This is a genomic window from Chryseobacterium sp. FG46 (assembly GCF_057809135.1).
Genome location: NZ_JBMDJJ010000014.1, coordinates 108,716 through 129,211, shown reverse-complemented (window position 1 = coordinate 129,211; position 20,496 = coordinate 108,716). Strand labels below are relative to the sequence as shown.

Genomic DNA, 20,496 nt, shown 5'->3' with positions numbered 1-20,496 from the left:
CCCCCGACCCTCTGGGTGTAAACCAGATGCTCTGAACCAACTGAGCTAAGAACCCTCTAGACTTGTTCTCTTGTTTAGAGTGGTGCAAATATACGACTTATTCTTTAATCTCCAAATTTTTTTCCAAAAAATCTCCCACTACAAAGTTGCTTCCGCCAATAAAAATCATTTCTTCATTTGTACATTGTTCTTTTGCAGAGAGATACGCTTCCTGCACGGAATCAAAAATTTTATAAAAAATTTTCGCCTCCTGAAGCATGTTTTCATAATCTTCCGGGTGTCTTCCCCTGTTGACAGACGGTTTTGCAAAATAGAACTCAGAATTTTCAGGAAGTATTTTCATTACATCATCTATTTTTTTGTCATTTACAAATCCCAAAATGACATGCTTGTGCCTCTCAATTGAATTTAATTGTGAAAAAACAGACTCCAAACCTGCCTGATTGTGCCCCGTATCACAAATCGTAAGCGGATGTTGTGAAAATTCAAACCAACGGCCAATAAATCCTGTATTCTGATGAACATGGAGAAGTCCTTTTTCCAATGCTTCGTCGGCAATCTGTATTTCCAGTTTTCTTAATTCTTCTACCGCAGCTAAGACAACTCTGATATTCTTTTTCTGGTAATTCCCTTTCAGATCAGATTCGAGGTTGGTATTAATAAGAGGAGCATCTATAAATGGAGCATTTTCTTTCGTTGCTTTCTCCTGAATGATATTTTTAACGGCTTCGTTCTCGTCACCGGAAATAATTGGGATATTGCTTTTAATTATTCCAGCTTTCTCAGTGGCAATTTCTTCGATGGTATCTCCAAGAATATTCTGATGATCCAGCTGAACATTGGTAATAGCCGAAATCAAAGGTTTGATAATATTTGTGGAATCCAGTCTTCCTCCCAATCCAACTTCAATAATGGCAAAATCTACCTGCTGCTGATAAAAATATTCAAAAGCCATGATGGTTGTAAACTCGAAGAAAGAGGGTTGAATATCTTCCGGAATCGTTTTTAGTTTTTGAATAAAATCAAAGACAAATTCTTTATTGCAGTTTTTCCCATTCACCTTTATTCGCTCCGTAAAGTCTATAAGGTGTGGGGAATTGTATAGTCCGGTTTTATAGCCAGCCTCCTGAAGAACCGATGCCAGCATATTGCTTGAAGAACCCTTTCCATTGGTGCCGCCAATGTGAATACACTTTATTTTATCCTGAGGATTTCCAAAGAAAGCACAAAGCTTTGTGATGTTGTCAAGCCCAGGTTTATAAGCTTTCTGCCCATCTATCTGATAGTTGGGCATCTGTACGAAAAGCCAGTCGATAGCTTCCTGATATTGTTTATTTGTCATGGTACAAAATTCCCCAAAATTTTTTTAAAATAAAATATAATTTTTCAATCTGTAACTTTTTTATATTTAATTCGTCTAATATTGAAAAATCTTAATATGAAATCGCTCTGATTTGTAAGTACAAGTATTGCTTGATATGACGCGATTCCATATGGCCATTAAAAACAAATAAACATATACAATATGAAAAAAGTTTGGATCATCGTTTTTGGATTAGGTTATCTGGGTTTAAGTGCTCAGAAGAAATGGTCCTTAAAAGAATGTGTAAGCTATGCAGTGGAGCATAATCTTCAGGTTATCCAAAATCAGTATAACAAACAAAACCAGGAATATAATCTTAAAGCAGCCCAAAAAGAGTATTTGCCTTCTGTATCAGCTAGTGTTACAAATGGAGTAAGTTTCGGGCAAGGCTCATTAGGCGCAGGAAGCTTTAGAAACGATAGATTCAATAACAGTGTTGGTCTGGGAGCCGATATTCTGCTCTATAATAATGGAAGATTAGAGAAAAATGTAAGAAAGGCCCAGTTTGATGTAGAAGCAAGCCAATATGACATTGAAACCATTAAAAATGATATCTCTCTTCAGATCGCTCAACAATATCTGACCACCTTATTGAATAAAGAGATCGTTAAAATCTCTCAGAGTGCTGTGGATAATGCTCAGAAACAATTTGACAGAGCTAAGATCACAACTCAGGTTGGAACAACTGCGCAGACGGTTCTGGCAGAGGCTGAAGCGGCATTGGCAAGAGAAAAACAAAACCTTAAAACAGCAGAAGTAAATGTTGGACGTGCTTTGTTTGCCATTGCTCAGCTTTTACAACTGTCAGATTATAAGGGTTTTGATGTTGAAGATGTGAATGTTCCGGAAAAACTTGATTTACAGCTTAATACTGTAGATGAAGTGCTTGCGACAGCGTATGAATTACAACCCCAGATCAAAGCGGCCGAAAGCAGGATAAGGTCTGCGGAAGCGCAAACCGAGGTAAGTAAAACAGCATTCTGGCCTACATTGACAGCCAGTGCTGGTCTTAATACTTTTTATAACAGGCAGTTTGATGCTATGCCGGGTGTTGTGCAGGGAACTTTTTTTGAACAATATAAAGATCAGTTCGGACAAAATGTAGGGTTATCACTTAATATTCCTATCTTCAATAAAGGGAAAACAAAACTTCAGGTTGAGCAGTCTAAGATAAACGAAAATATAGCGAAGAATACGTTAGAACAACAGAAACAGACGGTAAGACAAAATGTTCAGAAAGCTCAGTTTGATGCTGATGCCAATTATGAAACGTATCTGGCAGCAGTGGAAGCTGAAAAAAGTTCGAAACTGGCTCTTGATTTTGCAGATAAAAGTTATACTGCCGGAAGAACCACTATCTATGACGTCAACGTGGCGAGAAATAATTATGCAAATGCACAGGGATCAGTAGCGCAGGCAAAATATAATTATCTTTTTAGTCTTAAACTATTGAATTTCTATGCAGGAATTCCATTAAGTTTGTAAAATGCCAATTCAATCATTAGAAAAATACTTACCTCAAAATACACTTAAATATTTAAGAATCTGGTTTGCAGATTACTATATACATATAAAAGTTACAAGAAACAGAAACTCAAAACTGGGAGATTACAGAAAGCTTCCGGATAATTCCCATGAAATTACGGTAAATTCTACTCTTACCCCGCAGCTTTTTTTCTTTGTGCTTACTCACGAGCTGGCACACCTGATTGCTTTCGAAAAATATGGAAGAAGAATCTCGCCTCATGGCAACGAATGGAAAGAAACTTTCAGAAATATGCTTCTGGAAAGTCTTGAAATTTATGATGAAGAACTCAAGCCTATCATCATAAAGTTTTCAAAATCACCCAAAGCCAATTTTATGGCAAGCCCTGATCTGGTAAGATATTTCCATACTGAGAAACAGGATGATACTCTGCAATTTATCGAGGAACTTAAAAAGGGAGAATTTTTTATCTATCGCAACGAAAAGTATTTATTAGAAGGTCTGGTTAAAAAAAACTATCTTTGTAAGAACCTGGCTACTGGAAGGAAGTATTCTTTTAAGCCTTTAGCGAGGGTAGAAAAATGTAGCTAAGAATGTCAAAATCAGATAGATATTGTGTTATCATGGCGGGAGGAATCGGAAGCCGGTTCTGGCCTATGAGCACACAGAAATTTCCAAAACAGTTTCAGGATATTTTAGGAACCGGGCGTACTATGATTCAGCAGACCTATGACCGAATCAGCAAGGTAATTCCTAAAGAGCAGATATTCGTGATTACGAATAAAGAATATGTTCATGTTTCCCATCAGCAGCTTCCGGAGATTCCTGAAGAGAATATTGTGGGTGAGCCGTTGATGAAGAATACAGCAGCTTGTAATCTGTATATGGCGAACAAAATTGCTGAGATTAATCCAGATGCAACCATGATTGTATTGCCGGCTGATCATCTTATTCTTAAAGAGGATATATTTCTGGAAAAAGTAGAGCTTGCGTTTGAGGTGGCTTCAAAAAATGATTATCTTGTAACATTAGGAATCACTCCAACAAGACCTGATACAGGTTATGGCTATATTCAGTTTGTAGAAAAAAAGGGATCAGAATATTTTAAAGTGAAAACATTCACTGAAAAACCTATTCTTGAAATAGCCCAAAGCTTCTTGGAAAGTGGTGATTTCCTTTGGAATGCAGGAATTTTTGTTTGGAATGTAAAAAGCATTCACCACGCATTTGATCTTTATCTTCCTGAGATGATGCAGCATTTTATGGCTTGTGAGTACAACTCAGAAAAAGAAAACAGCTGTATTGAAACCATTTATCCGAAGGTTCAGAAGATTTCTATTGATAACGGAATTTTAGAAAAAGCAAAGAATGTTTATGTGATTCCATCAGATTTGGGATGGAGCGATCTTGGAACATGGACTTCTGTATATGAAAATACAGAAAAAGATAAAGACGGAAACGCGGTAAAACTGAAACATTTACTTTCTTATAATTCAAAAGGAAATATTATCCGTTTAAAGAATAATAACAAGGCCGTGATCATTGATGGTCTTGAAAACTACATTGTTGTAGATACAGATAAAGCACTTCTGATCTGTCCGCGTGATAATGACCAGCTCATTAAAGACTATGTTCTTGATCTGAAAAACTTTAAGAAAGGCGAGAAGTTCATGTAATATTTGGTATATTTCTGCTGATTTTTAAATTATGAGTAACACTGCAACCCGATTTACAATTCTTACATTTTTACTTTTGGGAATCTTTGGATTAGCTCAGGAGAAGAAAAAGTTTTCAAGCATTCCTGCTATTTTGCAGCAGATCAATCCCGGTAATAGGGTAGATTCATGGGTGTTGGTATACAACAGCTATGGGAAAGGCCAGGAAATAAAGATTTCGGGTAAGATAAACTATACTCCTCAATTCTCTGGATTTAATCTTTTTCCCAGTGAAGACAGCTTTTATTATATTGCTTATTCAGAAGGAGGTAATGTAAATTACGTTACGGATGTCGAAGGACTGAAGAAGTTTGTAGACAGAATTGATAATGCCCAGGAAGCAGCTGTTGTATTAGCCGCTGACGGATATATGATAGATGAGGAGTTTAAGGACCTTGCAGGTAATTATCATGAAGACAAGTCGAATTACTATCTTGATCTTGGGAAACTAACCTCAAAGGAATGTCCATACCAGAAAACGCATTATACAGTTACAGTAAATAAATCTACAGGTACTGTAAGCAATGTAAAAGACAATGGAACGTATATTGAGCTTTACAATAAGAAATGTGCTAATAACCCGAGATTGTTGAAAATCGAAAAAAAAGAAGAACCAAAGAAAGATGAGTCTAAAAAAACACCCAAACGCAGATAATATCTATGAGACTGAGCGATTAATACTTCGTCCCATGTCCCGTGAAGACAAAGATTTCGTATTTGAGCTTTACAACAGACCCAAATTCATTCAACATATCGGAAACCGGAATGTTAATTCTGTAGAAGACGCCGAAAATTATATCCTCAATAGATTTGCTCCCCAAATTGAAAGACTGGGATTCGGAAACTATGTTTTAGTAACCAAAGACGGAAATGAAAAAGTAGGAGCAGTAGGAATCTTCGAAAGAGAAGGACTTGATATTGTAGATATCGGATATTCTTTATTGGAAGAATTTGAAGGCAAAGGATATGCTTTTGAAGCCGCTCATAAGGTTAAATCTATTGGGATGGATGACTTTGGATTAACAAAAATATCCGCCATCATTTCAAAAGATAATATTTCTTCCCAGAAACTGATCGAAAAATTGGGCTTGAAGTTCAAAAAGCATGTCATTCTGCCCGGAGAAACGGAAGAATTGAATTACTACGAAACAGAATAAGACAAATTATAAAAATATTTTCACAAATAGCACAGTCTGTATCTGTATTATCTGTGAAAATATTAGTGATATCTGTGTTCAAAAAAGAATTATCCTTCCAGAATCTGCTCGGCAGCAGTCTTTGAAGTCACCTTTTCAATCACTCTTGTACAAATACCATTTTCGTCAAAAATAAAAGTGGTTCTTACAATTCCCATGTACGTTTTTCCAAACGTTTTTTTCTCCTGCCATACTCCGAATTTTTCAATGATATTGCGGTTTTCATCTGCAATAAGATCATAGGGAAATGCAAATTTACTGTGGAAGTTCTTCTGTTTCTTTACAGTGTCGCCACTTACTCCCAGTAATTGAAATCCTGCTTTTTTAAGCTTAGTATAATTATCACTCAGGTTGCAGGCTTCCACTGTACACGTTGGTGTATTCGCTTGCGGGTAGAAGAAAACCACCAGTTTTTTTCCTATTAACTTTGATGAGGTTACCGTTTCTCCGTCTTGATTGAATCCTTCAAATTCAGGTAATTTATCTCCAACTTTCAGCATAATGATTTAATTTTGTTCAAATTTAAGGCATACATGACAAAAAAACAAAGAGCTGAGCTTGTTCAGATAGAACTGGATAAATTATATCCCACCACACCTATTCCGTTAGATCATACCGATCCCTATACATTAATGGTAGCTGTAGCACTTTCCGCACAGACCACAGATAAAAAAGTTAACCAGGTAACGCCTGACCTTTTTGCGGTAGCTGGAACGCCACAAAGAATGGCTAAGCTTGAAGAATTTGAGATCAAGGAATTAATTAAAGAAATCGGACTATCCAATACCAAAGCCAAAAACCTTAAAAGAATGGCAGAGCTTCTGCTGGAGCGTCATAATGGTATCGTTCCGCAAACTTATGAAGAATTGGAAGCGCTTCCGGGCGTAGGGCACAAGACTGCATCAGTAGTGATGAGCCAGGGTTTCGGATTTCCTGCTTTTCCGGTGGATACTCACATTCATCGGCTGATGACACAGTGGAAACTTACCTCCGGAAAAAATGTGGTGGAAACGGAGCGTGATGCCAAGAAATTATTCCCTGAAGAAGTATGGAATAAGCTTCACCTTCAGATCATTTTCTATGGAAGAGAATATTCTCCGGCAAGAGGAAAAGGAGAAAAGGATTTTATTACGAAAATGATGTTTGAGAAGTAACCCGTTGTATTTTAATGCAAATGTCGCAAAGATTTTACAATAATTCATATTGAAAAGGTTCGCAAAGGGGTACTTCTTTTGGCCAGGACAATTTTTTCTTAGCTGAGTGAAACGGCCTTGCGAACGAAAAAGAAAACGCAACAATTACTTTGTGATCGTTGCGTTATTTTAGTTTTTAATTGATGGATTAAATGTCCAATAGCCTTCTGTGGTAATTAATCTGTCCCAAATGATAATCAAGATGAGCAACCAGATGGATCAGAAAGTAATCGGTTGTCATGGCACTCTCAAAAACAACCAATGGATATTCTTTTTTAAGATCTTCTTCTGATAATTGAGAAAGAGTAGAATCTATCATTGTTGTAGTTGCCTCTATTTTTTCAATAAGTTCAGCTCTTGGAACATCTTTTAATGAAAACTCCAGCTCACGTTGTCTTATATATCCTGTGTTTCCAAGGTGCGTTCCTATAAAATGGTTGAGGTTTCCAACCAGATGAAGAACCAGGTTGCCCGCAGAATTGGCTATGTTTTTATCAACTTTCCATAGATTTTCTTCTTTTTGATAGGCTTCTATCTCTGTTTTTAATTTATTTAAATCTCTGTTAAAAAGAGATCTGAGGCTTTCTGTGATCATATTAATTTCTTTATTTAGAAGAACAAAATAAAAGGGTACCGATTAACGAAGTACCCTTATTAGTGTAAATTTATTTTTGTTTTTGAGCCCAAAGCTCCATTTTTCTGTTCAGAACATCCAGAGGAAGGCATCCCTGGCTTAACACTTCATCGTGGAAGCTTGCCAGATTGAATTTAGGGCCTAGCTCCTTTTGATATTTACTTCGTAATTCCAATATTTTCAAAGAACCAATTTTGTAACCTAAAGCCTGGCCGGGAACTGCCATATATCTTTCAATGGCAGAGACCGCATTTTCTTCCGAATCGGAAATATTACTGAGATAATACTTTACGGCCTGTTCCCGTGTCATTTTTCCTGTATGAATTCCGGTATCTACAACCAACCTTACCGCTCTCAGCATCTGATCGCTCAGGTAACCCATTTTCTGATAAGGATCCGTATACAGCCCTAATTCAGGTCCTAATGTTTCGCAATAGTGTGCCCATCCTTCGCCGTACGCTCCGAGCCATCCGAATCTCATGAATTTAGGAAGTTTAGTATTTTCCTGTTGAAGAGACATCTGATAGTGATGCCCCGGAATGGCTTCGTGAAGGAAAAGAGACTCCATTCCTGAAGTAACATTAAATTTGGCAGGGTCGGGTAAGGGGACATAAAATATCCCAGCTCTTTTACCATCCGGAGTTCCCGGCATATATTCTGCACTGGCACTCGCTTCTCTGAATTTCTCCGTTTGTCTGATCTCAAACTTTGTTTTAGGTGTTACATTAAACATTGTTTTCAGCTTCGGAGTGATTTTAGTTAAGACCCCGTTAAATGCATTTAAAACCTCTTTAGACGTTTTATAAGGCATTGCCTTTGGATCCGTTTTAACAAAAGTGATAAAATCTTCAAGAGTTCCTGTAAAACCTACCTGCTGCTTTACTTTTTCCATTTCTGCACGAAGCATAGCTACTTGCTGAAGTCCGATCTTATTAATTTCTTCAGGAGATTTTTTAGTGGTTGTCCAGCTTTTTACATAATAGTTGTAGATCTCGTTTCCGTTGGGAAGACTGTTGTATCCGTCTGTATCTCTTGCTTTCGGAAGATATTCTTTTTCTAAAAATGTTCCCATTTTAGTATAAGCAGGGATGATTTTTTTGGTAATAGCCTCTTTATAAAGTGCCGAGAATTTTTCTTTCTGAGCTTCTGTGAAGTTTTTAGGGAAATGTTTAACAGGTCCGTAGAAAATATTTTTTTCCATATCAGACGTTGTGATTTCTTCCGCCTTCATTTGAGGAATCATCTTGACAACCAGTTTTTTAGGAAGTACAACCTTATTGTTGATTCCTTCGCGGAAATTGTCTGCTGCAGCATTCATCCACTCCGGGAATTTTTCCATTCTTTTCAGCCAGTCGCTGTAGTCTTTTTCTGTTTTAAAAGGTTGATTGCCCTGTCCGCTTCCATACAGTGGAAAAGTAAGCGGAAGTCCTCCAAATTGAGTAAAAGGGATGTATTCCGGATGGTAGGCATAGGCCTCAGTTTTATCTTTTAAAGTATAATCCAAAACATCATACACTACCTTATCTTCATCAGAAAGGGATTTATAATCTACGTGTTCCAGCTGTTTTTGCACAGAATTGTAGAATGCTATTTCTCCTGAGATAAAATCTTTATCAATATTAATAGGAAGCTGGTCGTTATATCTTGTATCTCCCTGTGCTGTAGCATCTAAAGGATATAGTTTAAGGTACTGCTCATAATAGTTGGAAGCGATAGAATCCAGATTGCTGGGTGTCACTTTTGTAAGGGGAGAGTCCGATTTTTTGCAGGATGCAAGACCGATCATCAATCCTAATCCCAGAATACTTTTTGATACAATGTTTTTCATTTTCAGAATCTTTATGAAAACAAAAGTAAGTATTATTAGGAGATTCAGTCTTATTGTTTGCATTGATTTTAAAAAATTATTTTCAAAATCCTTTTAACTTTGAATCAATTTTTTATCTTTGTCTAAAACATTTAGCAATCATATTATTACAGTTCTTTTTTAAGAAAAAATGAAAGGGATTTTAAAAATTTACCATCCGGAGGAAACGCTAAAATACAATATCAGAAATACTTATTGTAAGGCAGTTTACAGCAACCAACAACACCTTTTAGAGGTTGAAGTGATTACGGATGACAGCTTGGATCACGTGGATGATGATTCATTACAATACAACTTTCCGCAGCTTTCACTTGAAGTTTTCGATTTCCCTATCGAGTCGCCGGAAATAGAAGGAAAAACTATCAAAATCAATGATTCTGAAGAAGAAACCTACACAGAAGTAGACCTTTTCGATGACGAAGATGCCTATATCTATGACAATGAGCTTCTTTTTGAAAAAAATGAAGAAGGGGAGCTTCAGGTGATCTGGAAAGGAACCATTGATGATTTCTATACCGGATCAGATACACCGATTCCTTTTAGATTAAAATGCGAATTTAAGCAGGATGATATTGAGGTAGACGAAGATTAGCCGATACCTTTATTCTTACTACCGGATTTCTTTTCAAATAATTTTGGAAAGAAATTTGCTGTTTGTAAAATTGTAACAAATTTTAAGTTGTTTTTAAGCAATTTTTAAGAGTTCAATTCATAATATTCTCCTACATTTGTCGTTGAAATTTAATAAAATTTACATTTAATGCTGTTAACGGAACTTTCTCAGATTTTATTTGCACAAATCGCTACCCCTGCAGTTGCTGCAGACAACTTAGAGTTCTCATTCTGGAAGATTATGTTCCACGGAGGAGCTTTTGCTAAAATAGTGATGGTCACTGTGTTACTGTTGGGAGTATTTTCTCTATATCTGTTTTTTGAAAGGTTTTTCTTTATCAAAAGGCTGACATCAAAAACAGATTCCAACTTCATGAACAATATCGAAGACTTCATCAAGGCCGGGAAAATAGAGGCAGCAGCAGATTACTGCAAAACCCAGAACTCTCCTGAAGGAAGAATTTTAGAAAAAGGAATTTCAAGATTAGGACGTCCTGTTTCTGATATTGTAAGTGCTATGGAATCGCAGGCACAGGTAGAGGTTGCCAATATGGAAAAAAACCTGAACCTTTTGGCTGTAGTACCAAGTATCGCACCCATGTTGGGACTTTTAGGAACGGTAATCGGGATGATTATTGCCTTCTTTAATCTTTCCCACGCAACAGGATCATTCTCTCCAAAAACACTTTCAGAAGGTATTTATACCGCTTTAGGGCAGACCGCTGTAGGTTTGGCTGTAGCGATTCCCGCCAACTTCTGTTATAATATTCTATTGACAAGGATTGATAAATTTGTCCTGAAAGCTCAGAATATGTCAGGAGAATTTTTAGACCTTATCAACAAACCTTTATAAATTTTCTTACAATGAAAATTCAAAGAAGAAATAAAGCAAATCCGGAATTCAGTTTAGCAGCGATGACAGACGTTATCCTGTTGATGCTGATTTTCTTTATGATCACTTCTTCAGCTGCCAATCAAAGCGCTATTGATGTGAATCTGCCGAAAGCCGGAGCAGTTGATGATAATATTCCGAATCCTGTGACGGTAAGTATCAAACCGGATGGTTCATTCTTTGTGGATGACAATCCTGTAAATAGAGGAGAACTGGAGAAAATTATTGTAGATAAATTAGCCAGCCAGCCTAATAAATCATTTACGATCCGGGCTGATGAAAACACATTGCATAAAGATGTAGTTTTTGTAATGGAAATTGCTGAGAAATATAAATTTAACATTGCCATTGCAACCGTTAAAGATAAATAACAGATCCGGATTTCCGGAAAGAATTACGTTTTAAGATGAAAAGCTATACAGCAAACAGAAACGAAGAAAACAAAGATAGAGTAAAGAGTGCACTGCTTTCTATTCTCATCTGGGCTGCTATTTTGCTTTTTGTTTTTTTGTATAAATTAAAACCTGAACTGGACAAAGATCCTGAAGTGGTTACTACCATGCTGGTCAACTTCGGAGACAACAGAAACGGGAAAGGGGTTGAAGAACCTGCGGAACAACCCGGAAGTCTTGCCGCTGCAACAGAAGAAGTAACACCAGAACCCGCAGAAACTCCGGTTCCGGAAACAAAAACAGTTATAAAACCAGAACCAGCTCCTACTCCGGAACCAAAGAAAACTGAGGTTAAAGAGAAGGTCATTACAGGAAATAATTCAAAAACAACCGTTCCTAAAAAAGAGGAATCCAAAAAAGCTGAGAAAAAAGAAGCAACCAGCGCGAGTGCTTCAAAAAATACCAAAAAATCAGGAGCAGCTACAGCTAACTCAAAAACAGGAAATGGAGACGGAAAAGGAAATGCTGCTATCGGAAACCTGATCAAAGGAAGAGGAACCAAAGCCGGAAGCCAGGGAACAGGCGAGGGGATTGGAAATGCAGGAGATCCTTTAGGTGGTGACGGAAACGGAGACAGTAAAGTAGGAATCGATAGAAAACTGGTAGGCTATATTCCCGGAACAATGGGAAGAGGAGGAGCGCAGCCTTCTCACAGCTGTACGGCAAGTGGATCAATTACCATTGCTTATACCGTAGATAAAGCAGGAAATGTAGTATCTGCAAGAAGAGCCGGAGGTGTTTCAGACCCCTGTGTAGCATCTACATCTGTGGCCTGGGTTAAGAAGTATGTAAAGGCAGAGAAAGCCAATACTTCTTCCACCGGAACTTATAAAATTACATTCTAAAAATACAAAAGCACTTTATTCAAGTGCTTTTTTTAATTCATTTATTCTGTTGATAATTGGGAGTGCAAAGATTCCACTGGTCTGAAGATACAGCTCATAGAATGTCTTTGCTTTATCCTGAAAATCTTTGTTATTTTCATGTTTGCTGTTGAAATAGAAAAGATTTCCCAACATTTCATAATAATCTTTGTGATCTCTTTCCTGTCTTTCATTAACGATGGCAATTATTTCTTCCTTGGTTTTAGAAGAAACCTCTGTAAAACTCATCTTGAAAATATCTCTCATCAACGTATCAAAATCCAGCTCTTTCTGCATTAAACTTTCTTCAGGTTTATCCAGAATAAGTTTTTCCAAAGCCTGGGTTAATTGACGGATGAGTCTTAGGGTAAATTCTTTATCTGTGATCATAATGGATTTAAATTTTAATGTTTAAAGTTAATAGCATTGTTCAAACAGCATCTTTTCATTAAGCAAAGAACAAATAAGCTAATGCAATTGCAGTGATAACACCGACTAAATCGGCCAGAAGCATGGCAATTACCGTGTATCTTGTATTCTTAACGGCTACGGCACCAAAGTATACTGCAATTACGTAAAATGTCGTATCTGAACTTCCCTGAAGTACCGCTGCCAGTTTTCCCTGGAAACTATCTGCCCCAAATGTTGACATCGTGTCCACCATCATTCCTCTGGCTCCGGAACCGGATAAAGGCTTGATTAGGGCTGTCGGAAGTCCGTCCACAAATCTCGGGTCCATATTGGCAACGTTGGCTACCCATTTCATGCCGTCAATGATTACATCGAATACACCGGAAGTTCTTAATAACGAAATTGCAATCAGCATTCCAACCAGATAAGGAATAATCTTAACACAGGTGGTGAAACCTTCTTTTGCACCCTCAATAAAAGCATCAAAAACATTGATTTTTTTATAAACAGCTCCCAATACAATCGCAAGGAAAATAAAGAGAATAAGGCCATTGCTTAATACTTTACTGAAATCATCCAGTTCGTCTTTGCTCAATTGTACCAGATACAATACCAATAAAGCAATAAGGGCTGAAATTCCCCCTACATAAGCGATTACTACAGGGCGAAGAAGATTGATTTTCTGATATAAAGAAACAATAATCATCGCAGCCAGTGTAGCCGCAAAAGTTGCAATCATACATGGCAGGAAAATATCTGTAGGGGTCTTTGATCCCATAGAGGCTCTGATGGCGATAATAGAGACCGGGATCAACGTCATTCCTCCGGCATGAAGACAGAGGAACATAATCTGTGAATTGCTGGCGGTATCTTTATTGGGATTTAGGGTCTGGAGACTTTCCATTGCCTTAAGTCCAAAAGGAGTAGCAGCATTATCCAGTCCCAGAAGGTTAGCGCTGAAATTCATCAGCATATGCCCGAAAGCAGGGTGATTCTTAGGAATATCAGGAAATAATTTGGAGAAAAAGGGCTGAATCAGACGGCTTAGAAGGTTAATCCCTCCTGCTTTTTCAGCAATACTCATGAATCCCATAAAAAGGGTCATGATTCCTATAAGACCAAGACAGATCTTCACCGCAGTTTCAGAGGTTCCGATGACTCCGTCAGCTTCCTGAACGCGATAAACATTTACATTCTGTTTTAAAGAATCTGTTTTATAGTGAATTCTGCTGTCTGCGAAATCATTCTTTTTCATCAGGCTGTCTCTTACAAGAGGAGAGAGGCTGTTCATAGGCTGGGATGCAATCTTCACTGTATCACCTCCTTTTCCTACCACCATATCATTGAAGATGGTTTTGTAGTGACCTGACGATACGTATTTTATACTGGCAATGGCAATGGCAATGATAATGAAAGCCGACCAAATTCTGCTGAGAACCATCTGATTGATTTAATTGGTTAAACTTATCAAAAATACTTCAAACCACAAAAATAACTAAAGTCTTTTGTTATTCTTTTGCGAAATAGAATTAATGATAGTTTTAGACCTTAAAGCCATTTTAACGCAATGCACGCAAAGGTTTTTAATGATAAAGTATGATTTTTTCGTTCGCGAAGACGTTAGCACTAAGCAAAAGGCCTTGATTTAAGGAATATTGCTGAATGAAATGCCCTTGCGACCGAAAATATGCATTAAGTTTTTAAATTTTCCTTGCGATCTTTAGCGTTTAAAATAAAAATAATTTACTCTTCCAGGTAAACAAGATGTCCTTCAAAATCATCATCGAGATTTTTCAGCACTTTAGCATCATCCATTTTTTTGATTAACGCATCTACAAAGAAGCTTTTTTCAAAAAACTGGCGGTGAATTCCCGGGAGAATTTCCATAAAATAATCCATTCCGATTTTATTATTATGGAGATCCATTTTGGTTTCCAAAGGTTCATTAGGGAAAAGTTCTTCGTGCATATCTGTTATTCTTTTGCAGAAATCCAGCACTTTTTTAGGAGAAGAAATTTTACAGCAGTACATCATAATAAAGCAGCACCAAAGTGCGTGTCTGAAAGCGTTTCCAATTCCGTTATTGGAGGCTGTTTCAGGAAATTTTTTCTGTGCAATGGTAAATGCTTTTACCGTGGCATAAAAACTGAGTAAAGCGAAAAGAGGATGGGGAAGGACAAGTGATAAAAGACGGATAATCTTTTTAAAACTCATACTTCTGATGGTATTGAAAAATATCTTAAAAGTCCTCATAAATAAAAATCTCTCCCTAATTAGAGAGAGATTGTATTGTTTTTGTTACAGATACTATGCTTTTACAGCTAATAAATTGACTGTTTTTGCTACAGTATCCTGAATTTCAGTTCTTTTTACGATGAAATCTACAAATCCTTTTTCCTGTAAGAATTCTGATGTCTGGAATCCTTCCGGTAAGTCTCTACCGATTGTTTCACGGATGACTCTTGGTCCTGCGAAACCGATCAGTGCTCCCGGCTCTGCCATAATGATATCGGCAGTCATTGCGAAAGAAGCTGTAATTCCTCCGAATGTAGGATCACAAAGGTAAGCGATGTATAAAAGTCCAGCTTCAGAAAGCTGAGCTAATTTAGCCTGAACTTTTGCCAGCTGCATCAACGAGTAAGTGGCTTCCTGCATTCTTGCTCCTCCGGACTGACAGATGATCATATACGGAAGTTTATGCTTGATACAGTAGTCTACTGCTCTTCTGATCTTTTCTCCCATTACAGAACCCAAAGATCCACCGATGAAAGCAAAATCCATACAAGAAACTACCATTTCAGTTCCTTTTACGGTTCCTACAGCATTTCTGATAGAATCTGTAAGCTTTGTTTTAGCTTTTACTTCTTTCAAACGGTCTTTGTAAGGCTTTGTATCTTTGAAGTTTAAGATATCAATACTTTCAACATTGGCATCCAGTTCGGTAAATTTACCACCGTCAAAAAGGATGTCAAAAAATTCTGCACTTCCTATTCTCACATGAAATCCATCTTCAGGAGAAACATAGTTATTCCTCTTTAGTTCATCATGTTCCACTACTTTTCCGGATGGAGTCTGATGCCAAAGCCCTTTGGGAACGTCCTTTTTCTCATCAGTAGAAGTGGTAATGTTTTTTGCTTTTCTTTTAAACCAGTCGAATGCCATTTTTGTTTGTATTAATGTATAAATGTAAAATGTACCAATGTAAATGTATTTCTATGAATACTTTTTACATTGGTACAAATTTACAGTTCTTATTTTAAAGTATTTACGTTATTTAAATCTTCAAATGCTTTCACCAATCTTGTAGAGAATGTATCCTCACCTTTTCTTACCCAGACTCTTGGGTCGTAGAATTTCTTGTTAGGTTTTTCTTCTCCTTCAGGGTTTCCGATTTGAGCTCTTAAATATTCAATATTGTTAACCATATAATCTCTTACCCCTTCTGTGTAAGCAAACTGAAGGTCAGTGTCGATATTCATTTTGATTACTCCATAATCGATAGCTTCTCTGATCTCTTCTAAAGTAGATCCTGAACCTCCGTGGAATACAAAGTTGATAGGTTTAGCAGATGTTCCGAATTTTTCCTGAACATATTTTTGAGAATTGTCAAGGATTTTCGGGGTAAGAACTACGTTACCAGGCTTGTAAACTCCGTGTACGTTACCGAAGGCAGCAGCGATTGTGAAGTTATCAGAAATAGCTTTTAATTTTTCATAAGTATAAGCTACGTCTTCAGGCTGGGTATATAATTTAGAATTATCAACGTCTGAGTTGTCAACACCATCTTCTTCACCTCCTGTAACCCCGATTTCTACTTCAAGAGTCATCTGAAGCTTAGCCATTCTCTCGAAATACTGAGCTGAAATCTCAAGATTTTCTTCTAAAGATTCTTCAGAAAGGTCTAACATGTGAGAAGAGTAAAGAGATTTTCCTGTCTGCTTGAAGAATTCTTCGTTAGCATCCATCAATCCGTCAATCCAGGGAAGTAATTTCTTTGCACAGTGGTCTGTGTGTAGGATTACAGTTGCTCCGTAAGCTTCAGCCAGAGTGTGAATATGCTTTGCACCGGCAATTGCTCCTAAGATTGCAGACTTTTGCCCGTCATTGTTTAATCCTTTCCCTGCATTAAAAGCAGCTCCTCCATTTGAAAACTGAATAATGACAGGAGCGTTTAATTTTGCTGCAGTTTCCATTGTAGCATTTACGTTGCTGGATCCAATTACGTTTACTGCAGGTAATGCAAATTTGTTTTCTTTAGCATACTGAAAGATATCAGTAACTAACTGACCTGTGGCAACTCCTGCCGGAAAAATTCTGCTCATGTTTTACTTTTTATTATAAATTTATTAGGTGTTTTAATTTCGTGTAAAGGTAATCATTTTTAAGAAATTACTAGTTTCTTTTATCTCGGCCCCATAGAAGCTTCTGACGGATGGTTTCATAGAAACTCAAACTGTTGGGCTGCACCAGAAGAAGCTGGAATTTTGCCTTTTTAATGATGATTTCCTTATCGGTTTCTATGTGTATCAGCCGGGAGTCTAAAGAAAGAGAGTATTGTGGTACACGGCTTTCCACCCTGAATTTTATTTCTACTTTATCGTTTACTACTAAAGGTCTCACATTCAGATTGTGTGGAGCGATGGGAGTAATGACAAAATTTTCGTTATTAGGAGAAATGATTGGTCCTCCGCAGCTCAGAGAGTAAGCAGTAGAACCTGTAGGTGTTGAAATAATCACACCGTCACCCCAGAATACATTCAGAAACTCATCATTGATATAAGAATCTACTGTAATCATTGATGTTGTTTCTTTTCTGGAAACAGTAACGTCGTTTAGTGCATAAGGGAAAGCTCCTTCCAGTTTGGGCGAAACAACCTCAATTACAGCACGGCGGCTTGTTTTTACATCGCCTTTTAAAATGGAATCCAGTTCTTTAAAAGCTTCTTCTTTTGTGAAAAAGGCCAAAAATCCAAGTCTTCCTGTATTTACTCCTACCACCGGAATTTCAAGATCCTCAATGAAGGTTAAAGAATTTACAATCGTTCCGTCTCCACCGAAAGTGAAGAAAAGATCCACTTCTTTATCCAGAAGATCCTGCTTAGAGTTGAAAGTTTCGAATATTTTTGAAAACTGAAGAGCTTCAGCCATTTCATCATACAGAACAGATTTTACATCTCTTGCTTCAAGTTCAGAGATAAACTTACTTAAATATAAAAAAGTATCAAGATCTTTTTTCTGAGAATATATGGCTGCCTTCATGTTATATTTCTATGAATTTTTGTAAAAAACCATAACGGTCTTTAAACAGATCGGATTTCTCATCAGAATAATATTTTTCAACAATTCTGTAATCATACCGGTCAAATGTAGCATCTATCGAGGCCAGATTTTCATTACTGATCTTTATTGTGACCTGAACTACCTCCTCAGACATAAAGCTTATAAATCCTCCGTAAAACTTTGAGTTGTTGCTTTCTACAATATTGGTGATTTCCGTCATTGAATATTTTCTGGCCGGAGTTTCTACGGTAAGAATGGCTCCTGTTTCTGAAAATAAAGGATAACGGGAAAGGTCCTGAAAAACATCTTCACAGGTAATATACCCCAGATATTTTTCATTTTTATTAATCACAGGAATCACATTGGAGCTGAAAGTATAAAACAGACGGATGCTGTCCATAACATTGTTGTCCTCCAGAATCGCAAACCGTTCAATCTGGTGCTCCAGATCCTTCAGTGTTCCGCCATCTTCCTCATACAGAAAGTCCATTGCAATAGCTCCGTAGAAGTGATGAGATTTTTTGATGAAAACATGGGAATATCCGAAATCTTCCAATATGTTTCTGGCCGACTCTATGGAGTCAGAAAGGCTAAAACATGGAAAGTCTTTTGAGATATAGTCCTTGATAAACATTGTGCTAATTTATAAAAAATTAAACGAAACTTTTTCTGAAAACCCGACTTTTTTTAAGATGAAACAAAAAAAATGCTGTCAAAATTTGTTTGTAAAAAAAAATAAAGTACCTTTGTCGCCTTTCATTTTTACTTTTTATTAGATTTATTTCAAACTGCACTGTCTACTAAGGACATATGCAGTTTTTTTATTTTAATGCTTTTGCAAATTCCCACATCACAATTCCGGCGCACACACTTACATTAAGAGAATGCTTTGTTCCAAGCTGAGGAATTTCTAAAAATACATCAATATTGGGAAGTACTTCATCACTAATTCCTTCCACTTCGTTTCCTAAGATCAAAGCATATTTTTTTGACCGGTCAATGGTAAAATCCGTAATAAGCTGGCTGCCGGTAGTCTGCTCAATCCCGATGATTTCATACCCATTGCTTTTCAGGTCTGCAATAGCTGTATTGGTTTCAGTTTCATGAGACCAGTCTACGCTTTCCGTTGCTCCCAATGCCGCTTTATGAATTTCACGGTGGGGTGGCTGTGGTGTAATTCCGCAAAGGATTATTTTTTCAATTAAAAAAGCGTCTGCTGTTCTGAAGGCCGCACCTACATTGTGCATACTTCTGATGTTATCTAAAATGATGACCAACGGAATTTTTTCAACCTTCTTAAATGTTTCTACATCTATTCTGTTAAGTTCTTCCAGTTTTAGTTTCTGTACCAATTGTATATTATTTGTGAGATTATTTTTTCTTTTTACTGACCTTTGTCTTTGCTATTTTTATAAGTATTAAGACATTTTCCGGTATCTTAATTCAAAAGTAGTAAATAGTTTTTTGGGGTCAAAATATAGACAGAAACATTTAGACAAGGTTTTATTTTCTGTTCATAATCTGATGCACATTCTTCTCAATATTCTGAGCTAAAGCCTCCATAGGAATATCATTTTCATCATTGTTGAAAGGGTCTTCAATTTCTTCTGCAATAAGCTCAAGACTCATCAAAACATAATAGACAAAAACAGTAAGCGGAATCATAAAAAGGCCAATCGTAATAACGTAAGCAATGGGCAGCGCAAAAACATACAGAATAATGAACTTTTTGATGAAAGAAGAATAGGAGTAAGGAATCGGGGTGTTTTTAATTCTCTCACAGCCTCCGCAAACATCTAAAAACCCGGAAAGCTGGGTATCTAAGTACAGCATTTCAACTTCAGAAATTTTCCCTTCTTTTTTTAATTGATTCAGTTTATGGCTTAGCAGGATAATGATTTCGCTTGGACCATGGTTTTTTAATGAACTTTCAATTTCAGAATAATCTTCATCCAAAGCCAGCCTTGTAGATTCCTTGGAAAGGTGTTTGGCTAAAAAGTGCGGGAAATATTTTAAATATCTAGCAATCTGCTCAGCATCCTGGCGGTTATCACCAAGAATAGTATTGATTTTTATGGCAAAGTTTCTGGTATCGTTGACCAGTTTTCCCCAAAGTTTTCGTCCTTCCCACCATCTGTCATAAGCGGTATTGGTCCTGAAAACAAGTAAAAGCGAAAGCACAAAGCCCAGCAGAGAATGAATCATACCTACATTGCTCACTCCTGATTTTGTGGTAAGGTGCAAATATTCAACTTCCAGATACTGAATTCCCCAGGAGTACAATCCTACAAGAATCATACTCGGAAAAAGAATTTTTAAGGTATCGCTTTTGTGTAAACTGAAAAGGATTTTAATGAAATGTTTGGTATTGTAGACTCTCATAAATTCACTTATTACCACAAATATAAATTTTTCATCTGAGCTTTGCTAATAAAGTATGGAAGTCTGAAGCTATTGAAGCAGATGAAGTCTAAGTTTTCTGTAAAAAGGTTTTATGGATTGATCTACAGACGTTTGCAGGCAAATCTTAAC

General features: G+C 37.0%; 23 protein-coding genes. 10 read left to right on the top strand and 13 right to left on the bottom strand.

Annotated elements, in window-relative coordinates:
* Positions 1–97: 97 nt before the first annotated feature.
* Positions 98–1,342: a bifunctional folylpolyglutamate synthase/dihydrofolate synthase gene (locus tag ACODR7_RS12540; RefSeq protein WP_488839437.1), complete on the bottom strand. Its 1,245-nt coding sequence runs from the start codon at positions 1,340–1,342 to the stop codon at positions 98–100.
* A gap of 183 nt (positions 1,343–1,525) precedes the next feature.
* Between ACODR7_RS12540 and ACODR7_RS12535 the strand changes: the two genes are divergently transcribed.
* From ACODR7_RS12535 to ACODR7_RS12515, 5 genes are read left to right on the top strand one after another with little or no spacing between them, the layout of a single operon-like run.
* Positions 1,526–2,848, top strand: a complete 1,323-nt coding sequence (locus tag ACODR7_RS12535; RefSeq protein ID WP_488839436.1) for a TolC family protein — start codon at positions 1,526–1,528, stop codon at positions 2,846–2,848.
* A gap of 1 nt (position 2,849) precedes the next feature.
* Positions 2,850–3,440: a SprT-like domain-containing protein gene (locus ACODR7_RS12530; protein ID WP_136522929.1), complete on the top strand. Its 591-nt coding sequence runs from the start codon at positions 2,850–2,852 to the stop codon at positions 3,438–3,440.
* A gap of 2 nt (positions 3,441–3,442) precedes the next feature.
* Positions 3,443–4,525 (top strand): mannose-1-phosphate guanylyltransferase, encoded by a 1,083-nt coding sequence (locus ACODR7_RS12525; RefSeq protein WP_488839434.1) that lies wholly within the window; start codon positions 3,443–3,445, stop codon positions 4,523–4,525.
* 31 nt (positions 4,526–4,556) lie between these two features.
* A complete protein-coding gene (locus tag ACODR7_RS12520) occupies positions 4,557–5,219 on the top strand; it encodes a hypothetical protein (protein ID WP_488839432.1) in 663 nt (220 codons plus the stop codon).
* A complete protein-coding gene (locus tag ACODR7_RS12515; RefSeq protein ID WP_488839430.1) occupies positions 5,188–5,721 on the top strand; it encodes a GNAT family N-acetyltransferase in 534 nt (177 codons plus the stop codon). The genes ACODR7_RS12520 and ACODR7_RS12515 overlap by 32 nt, the downstream gene beginning before the upstream one ends.
* Positions 5,722–5,810: 89 nt before the next feature.
* On the opposite strand, the gene bcp is transcribed toward ACODR7_RS12515, so the two are convergent.
* Positions 5,811–6,260, bottom strand: coding sequence for a thioredoxin-dependent thiol peroxidase (bcp, locus tag ACODR7_RS12510; RefSeq protein WP_488839428.1), 450 nt, complete (start codon positions 6,258–6,260; stop codon positions 5,811–5,813).
* Between the two features lie 33 nt (positions 6,261–6,293).
* Here bcp and ACODR7_RS12505 point away from each other — a divergent pair, with 33 nt between their 5' ends.
* Positions 6,294–6,914 (top strand): endonuclease III domain-containing protein, encoded by a 621-nt coding sequence (locus ACODR7_RS12505; RefSeq protein WP_076595135.1) that lies wholly within the window; start codon positions 6,294–6,296, stop codon positions 6,912–6,914.
* 187 nt (positions 6,915–7,101) lie between these two features.
* Here the strand turns inward: ACODR7_RS12505 and ACODR7_RS12500 are convergent, their stop codons facing one another.
* Positions 7,102–7,548 (bottom strand): DinB family protein, encoded by a 447-nt coding sequence (locus ACODR7_RS12500; RefSeq protein ID WP_488839426.1) that lies wholly within the window; start codon positions 7,546–7,548, stop codon positions 7,102–7,104.
* Positions 7,549–7,618: 70 nt separating this feature from the next.
* Positions 7,619–9,415, bottom strand: a complete 1,797-nt coding sequence (locus ACODR7_RS12495; RefSeq protein ID WP_488839424.1) for a DUF885 domain-containing protein — start codon at positions 9,413–9,415, stop codon at positions 7,619–7,621.
* 169 nt (positions 9,416–9,584) lie between these two features.
* Here ACODR7_RS12495 and ACODR7_RS12490 point away from each other — a divergent pair, with 169 nt between their 5' ends.
* The 4 genes from ACODR7_RS12490 to ACODR7_RS12475 all read left to right on the top strand — a co-directional run bounded on the left by ACODR7_RS12490 (position 9,585) and on the right by ACODR7_RS12475 (position 12,255).
* Positions 9,585–10,046: a hypothetical protein gene (locus tag ACODR7_RS12490; RefSeq protein ID WP_488839422.1), complete on the top strand. Its 462-nt coding sequence runs from the start codon at positions 9,585–9,587 to the stop codon at positions 10,044–10,046.
* 168 nt (positions 10,047–10,214) lie between these two features.
* A complete protein-coding gene (locus ACODR7_RS12485; protein WP_047426580.1) occupies positions 10,215–10,919 on the top strand; it encodes a MotA/TolQ/ExbB proton channel family protein in 705 nt (234 codons plus the stop codon).
* A gap of 11 nt (positions 10,920–10,930) precedes the next feature.
* On the top strand, positions 10,931–11,329 hold the full coding sequence (locus ACODR7_RS12480; protein ID WP_407848334.1) for an ExbD/TolR family protein: 399 nt from the start codon (positions 10,931–10,933) through the stop codon (positions 11,327–11,329).
* 35 nt (positions 11,330–11,364) lie between these two features.
* The gene (locus ACODR7_RS12475) at positions 11,365–12,255 is read left to right on the top strand and encodes a ferric siderophore ABC transporter substrate-binding protein (protein ID WP_488839419.1); all 891 of its coding nucleotides are present in this window, start codon (positions 11,365–11,367) and stop codon (positions 12,253–12,255) included.
* Between the two features lie 15 nt (positions 12,256–12,270).
* Here the strand turns inward: ACODR7_RS12475 and ACODR7_RS12470 are convergent, their stop codons facing one another.
* From ACODR7_RS12470 to ACODR7_RS12430, 9 genes are all read right to left on the bottom strand, one after another.
* Positions 12,271–12,663, bottom strand: coding sequence for a hypothetical protein (locus ACODR7_RS12470; protein ID WP_488839417.1), 393 nt, complete (start codon positions 12,661–12,663; stop codon positions 12,271–12,273).
* A 58-nt stretch (positions 12,664–12,721) separates the two neighbouring features.
* Positions 12,722–14,125, bottom strand: coding sequence for a nucleoside recognition domain-containing protein (locus tag ACODR7_RS12465; protein ID WP_488839415.1), 1,404 nt, complete (start codon positions 14,123–14,125; stop codon positions 12,722–12,724).
* A gap of 302 nt (positions 14,126–14,427) precedes the next feature.
* Positions 14,428–14,937 (bottom strand): DUF6973 domain-containing protein, encoded by a 510-nt coding sequence (locus tag ACODR7_RS12460; RefSeq protein WP_488839413.1) that lies wholly within the window; start codon positions 14,935–14,937, stop codon positions 14,428–14,430.
* Between the two features lie 54 nt (positions 14,938–14,991).
* Positions 14,992–15,846: an acetyl-CoA carboxylase, carboxyltransferase subunit beta gene (gene accD, locus ACODR7_RS12455; RefSeq protein ID WP_047095043.1), complete on the bottom strand. Its 855-nt coding sequence runs from the start codon at positions 15,844–15,846 to the stop codon at positions 14,992–14,994.
* An 89-nt stretch (positions 15,847–15,935) separates the two neighbouring features.
* Complete coding sequence (gene fbaA / locus ACODR7_RS12450; RefSeq protein WP_488839411.1) at positions 15,936–17,006, bottom strand: class II fructose-bisphosphate aldolase; 1,071 nt, start codon at positions 17,004–17,006, stop codon at positions 15,936–15,938.
* Positions 17,007–17,076: 70 nt separating this feature from the next.
* Positions 17,077–17,943: an NAD kinase gene (locus ACODR7_RS12445; protein WP_488839409.1), complete on the bottom strand. Its 867-nt coding sequence runs from the start codon at positions 17,941–17,943 to the stop codon at positions 17,077–17,079.
* Position 17,944: 1 nt separating this feature from the next.
* On the bottom strand, positions 17,945–18,598 hold the full coding sequence (locus tag ACODR7_RS12440) for a CBS domain-containing protein (RefSeq protein ID WP_047426603.1): 654 nt from the start codon (positions 18,596–18,598) through the stop codon (positions 17,945–17,947).
* Between the two features lie 187 nt (positions 18,599–18,785).
* Positions 18,786–19,316, bottom strand: coding sequence for an RNA methyltransferase (locus tag ACODR7_RS12435; RefSeq protein WP_488839407.1), 531 nt, complete (start codon positions 19,314–19,316; stop codon positions 18,786–18,788).
* 151 nt (positions 19,317–19,467) lie between these two features.
* A complete protein-coding gene (locus ACODR7_RS12430; protein ID WP_488839405.1) occupies positions 19,468–20,346 on the bottom strand; it encodes a bestrophin family protein in 879 nt (292 codons plus the stop codon).
* Positions 20,347–20,496: the final 150 nt, after the last annotated feature.

Bases quoted from the DNA above. Each gene is read 5' to 3' on its own strand.
- ACODR7_RS12540 (WP_488839437.1), bottom strand. From the start codon at position 1,342: ATGACAAATAAACAATATCAGGAAGCTATCGACTGGCTTTTCGTACAG.
- ACODR7_RS12535 (WP_488839436.1), top strand. From the start codon at position 1,526: ATGAAAAAAGTTTGGATCATCGTTTTTGGATTAGGTTATCTGGGTTTA.
- ACODR7_RS12530 (WP_136522929.1), top strand. From the start codon at position 2,850: ATGCCAATTCAATCATTAGAAAAATACTTACCTCAAAATACACTTAAA.
- ACODR7_RS12525 (WP_488839434.1), top strand. From the start codon at position 3,443: ATGTCAAAATCAGATAGATATTGTGTTATCATGGCGGGAGGAATCGGA.
- ACODR7_RS12520 (WP_488839432.1), top strand. From the start codon at position 4,557: ATGAGTAACACTGCAACCCGATTTACAATTCTTACATTTTTACTTTTG.
- ACODR7_RS12515 (WP_488839430.1), top strand. From the start codon at position 5,188: ATGAGTCTAAAAAAACACCCAAACGCAGATAATATCTATGAGACTGAG.
- bcp (WP_488839428.1), bottom strand. From the start codon at position 6,260: ATGCTGAAAGTTGGAGATAAATTACCTGAATTTGAAGGATTCAATCAA.
- ACODR7_RS12505 (WP_076595135.1), top strand. From the start codon at position 6,294: ATGACAAAAAAACAAAGAGCTGAGCTTGTTCAGATAGAACTGGATAAA.
- ACODR7_RS12500 (WP_488839426.1), bottom strand. From the start codon at position 7,548: ATGATCACAGAAAGCCTCAGATCTCTTTTTAACAGAGATTTAAATAAA.
- ACODR7_RS12495 (WP_488839424.1), bottom strand. From the start codon at position 9,415: ATGAAAAACATTGTATCAAAAAGTATTCTGGGATTAGGATTGATGATC.
- ACODR7_RS12490 (WP_488839422.1), top strand. From the start codon at position 9,585: ATGAAAGGGATTTTAAAAATTTACCATCCGGAGGAAACGCTAAAATAC.
- ACODR7_RS12485 (WP_047426580.1), top strand. From the start codon at position 10,215: ATGCTGTTAACGGAACTTTCTCAGATTTTATTTGCACAAATCGCTACC.
- ACODR7_RS12480 (WP_407848334.1), top strand. From the start codon at position 10,931: ATGAAAATTCAAAGAAGAAATAAAGCAAATCCGGAATTCAGTTTAGCA.
- ACODR7_RS12475 (WP_488839419.1), top strand. From the start codon at position 11,365: ATGAAAAGCTATACAGCAAACAGAAACGAAGAAAACAAAGATAGAGTA.
- ACODR7_RS12470 (WP_488839417.1), bottom strand. From the start codon at position 12,663: ATGATCACAGATAAAGAATTTACCCTAAGACTCATCCGTCAATTAACC.
- ACODR7_RS12465 (WP_488839415.1), bottom strand. From the start codon at position 14,125: ATGGTTCTCAGCAGAATTTGGTCGGCTTTCATTATCATTGCCATTGCC.
- ACODR7_RS12460 (WP_488839413.1), bottom strand. From the start codon at position 14,937: ATGAGGACTTTTAAGATATTTTTCAATACCATCAGAAGTATGAGTTTT.
- accD (WP_047095043.1), bottom strand. From the start codon at position 15,846: ATGGCATTCGACTGGTTTAAAAGAAAAGCAAAAAACATTACCACTTCT.
- fbaA (WP_488839411.1), bottom strand. From the start codon at position 17,006: ATGAGCAGAATTTTTCCGGCAGGAGTTGCCACAGGTCAGTTAGTTACT.
- ACODR7_RS12445 (WP_488839409.1), bottom strand. From the start codon at position 17,943: ATGAAGGCAGCCATATATTCTCAGAAAAAAGATCTTGATACTTTTTTA.
- ACODR7_RS12440 (WP_047426603.1), bottom strand. From the start codon at position 18,598: ATGTTTATCAAGGACTATATCTCAAAAGACTTTCCATGTTTTAGCCTT.
- ACODR7_RS12430 (WP_488839405.1), bottom strand. From the start codon at position 20,346: ATGAGAGTCTACAATACCAAACATTTCATTAAAATCCTTTTCAGTTTA.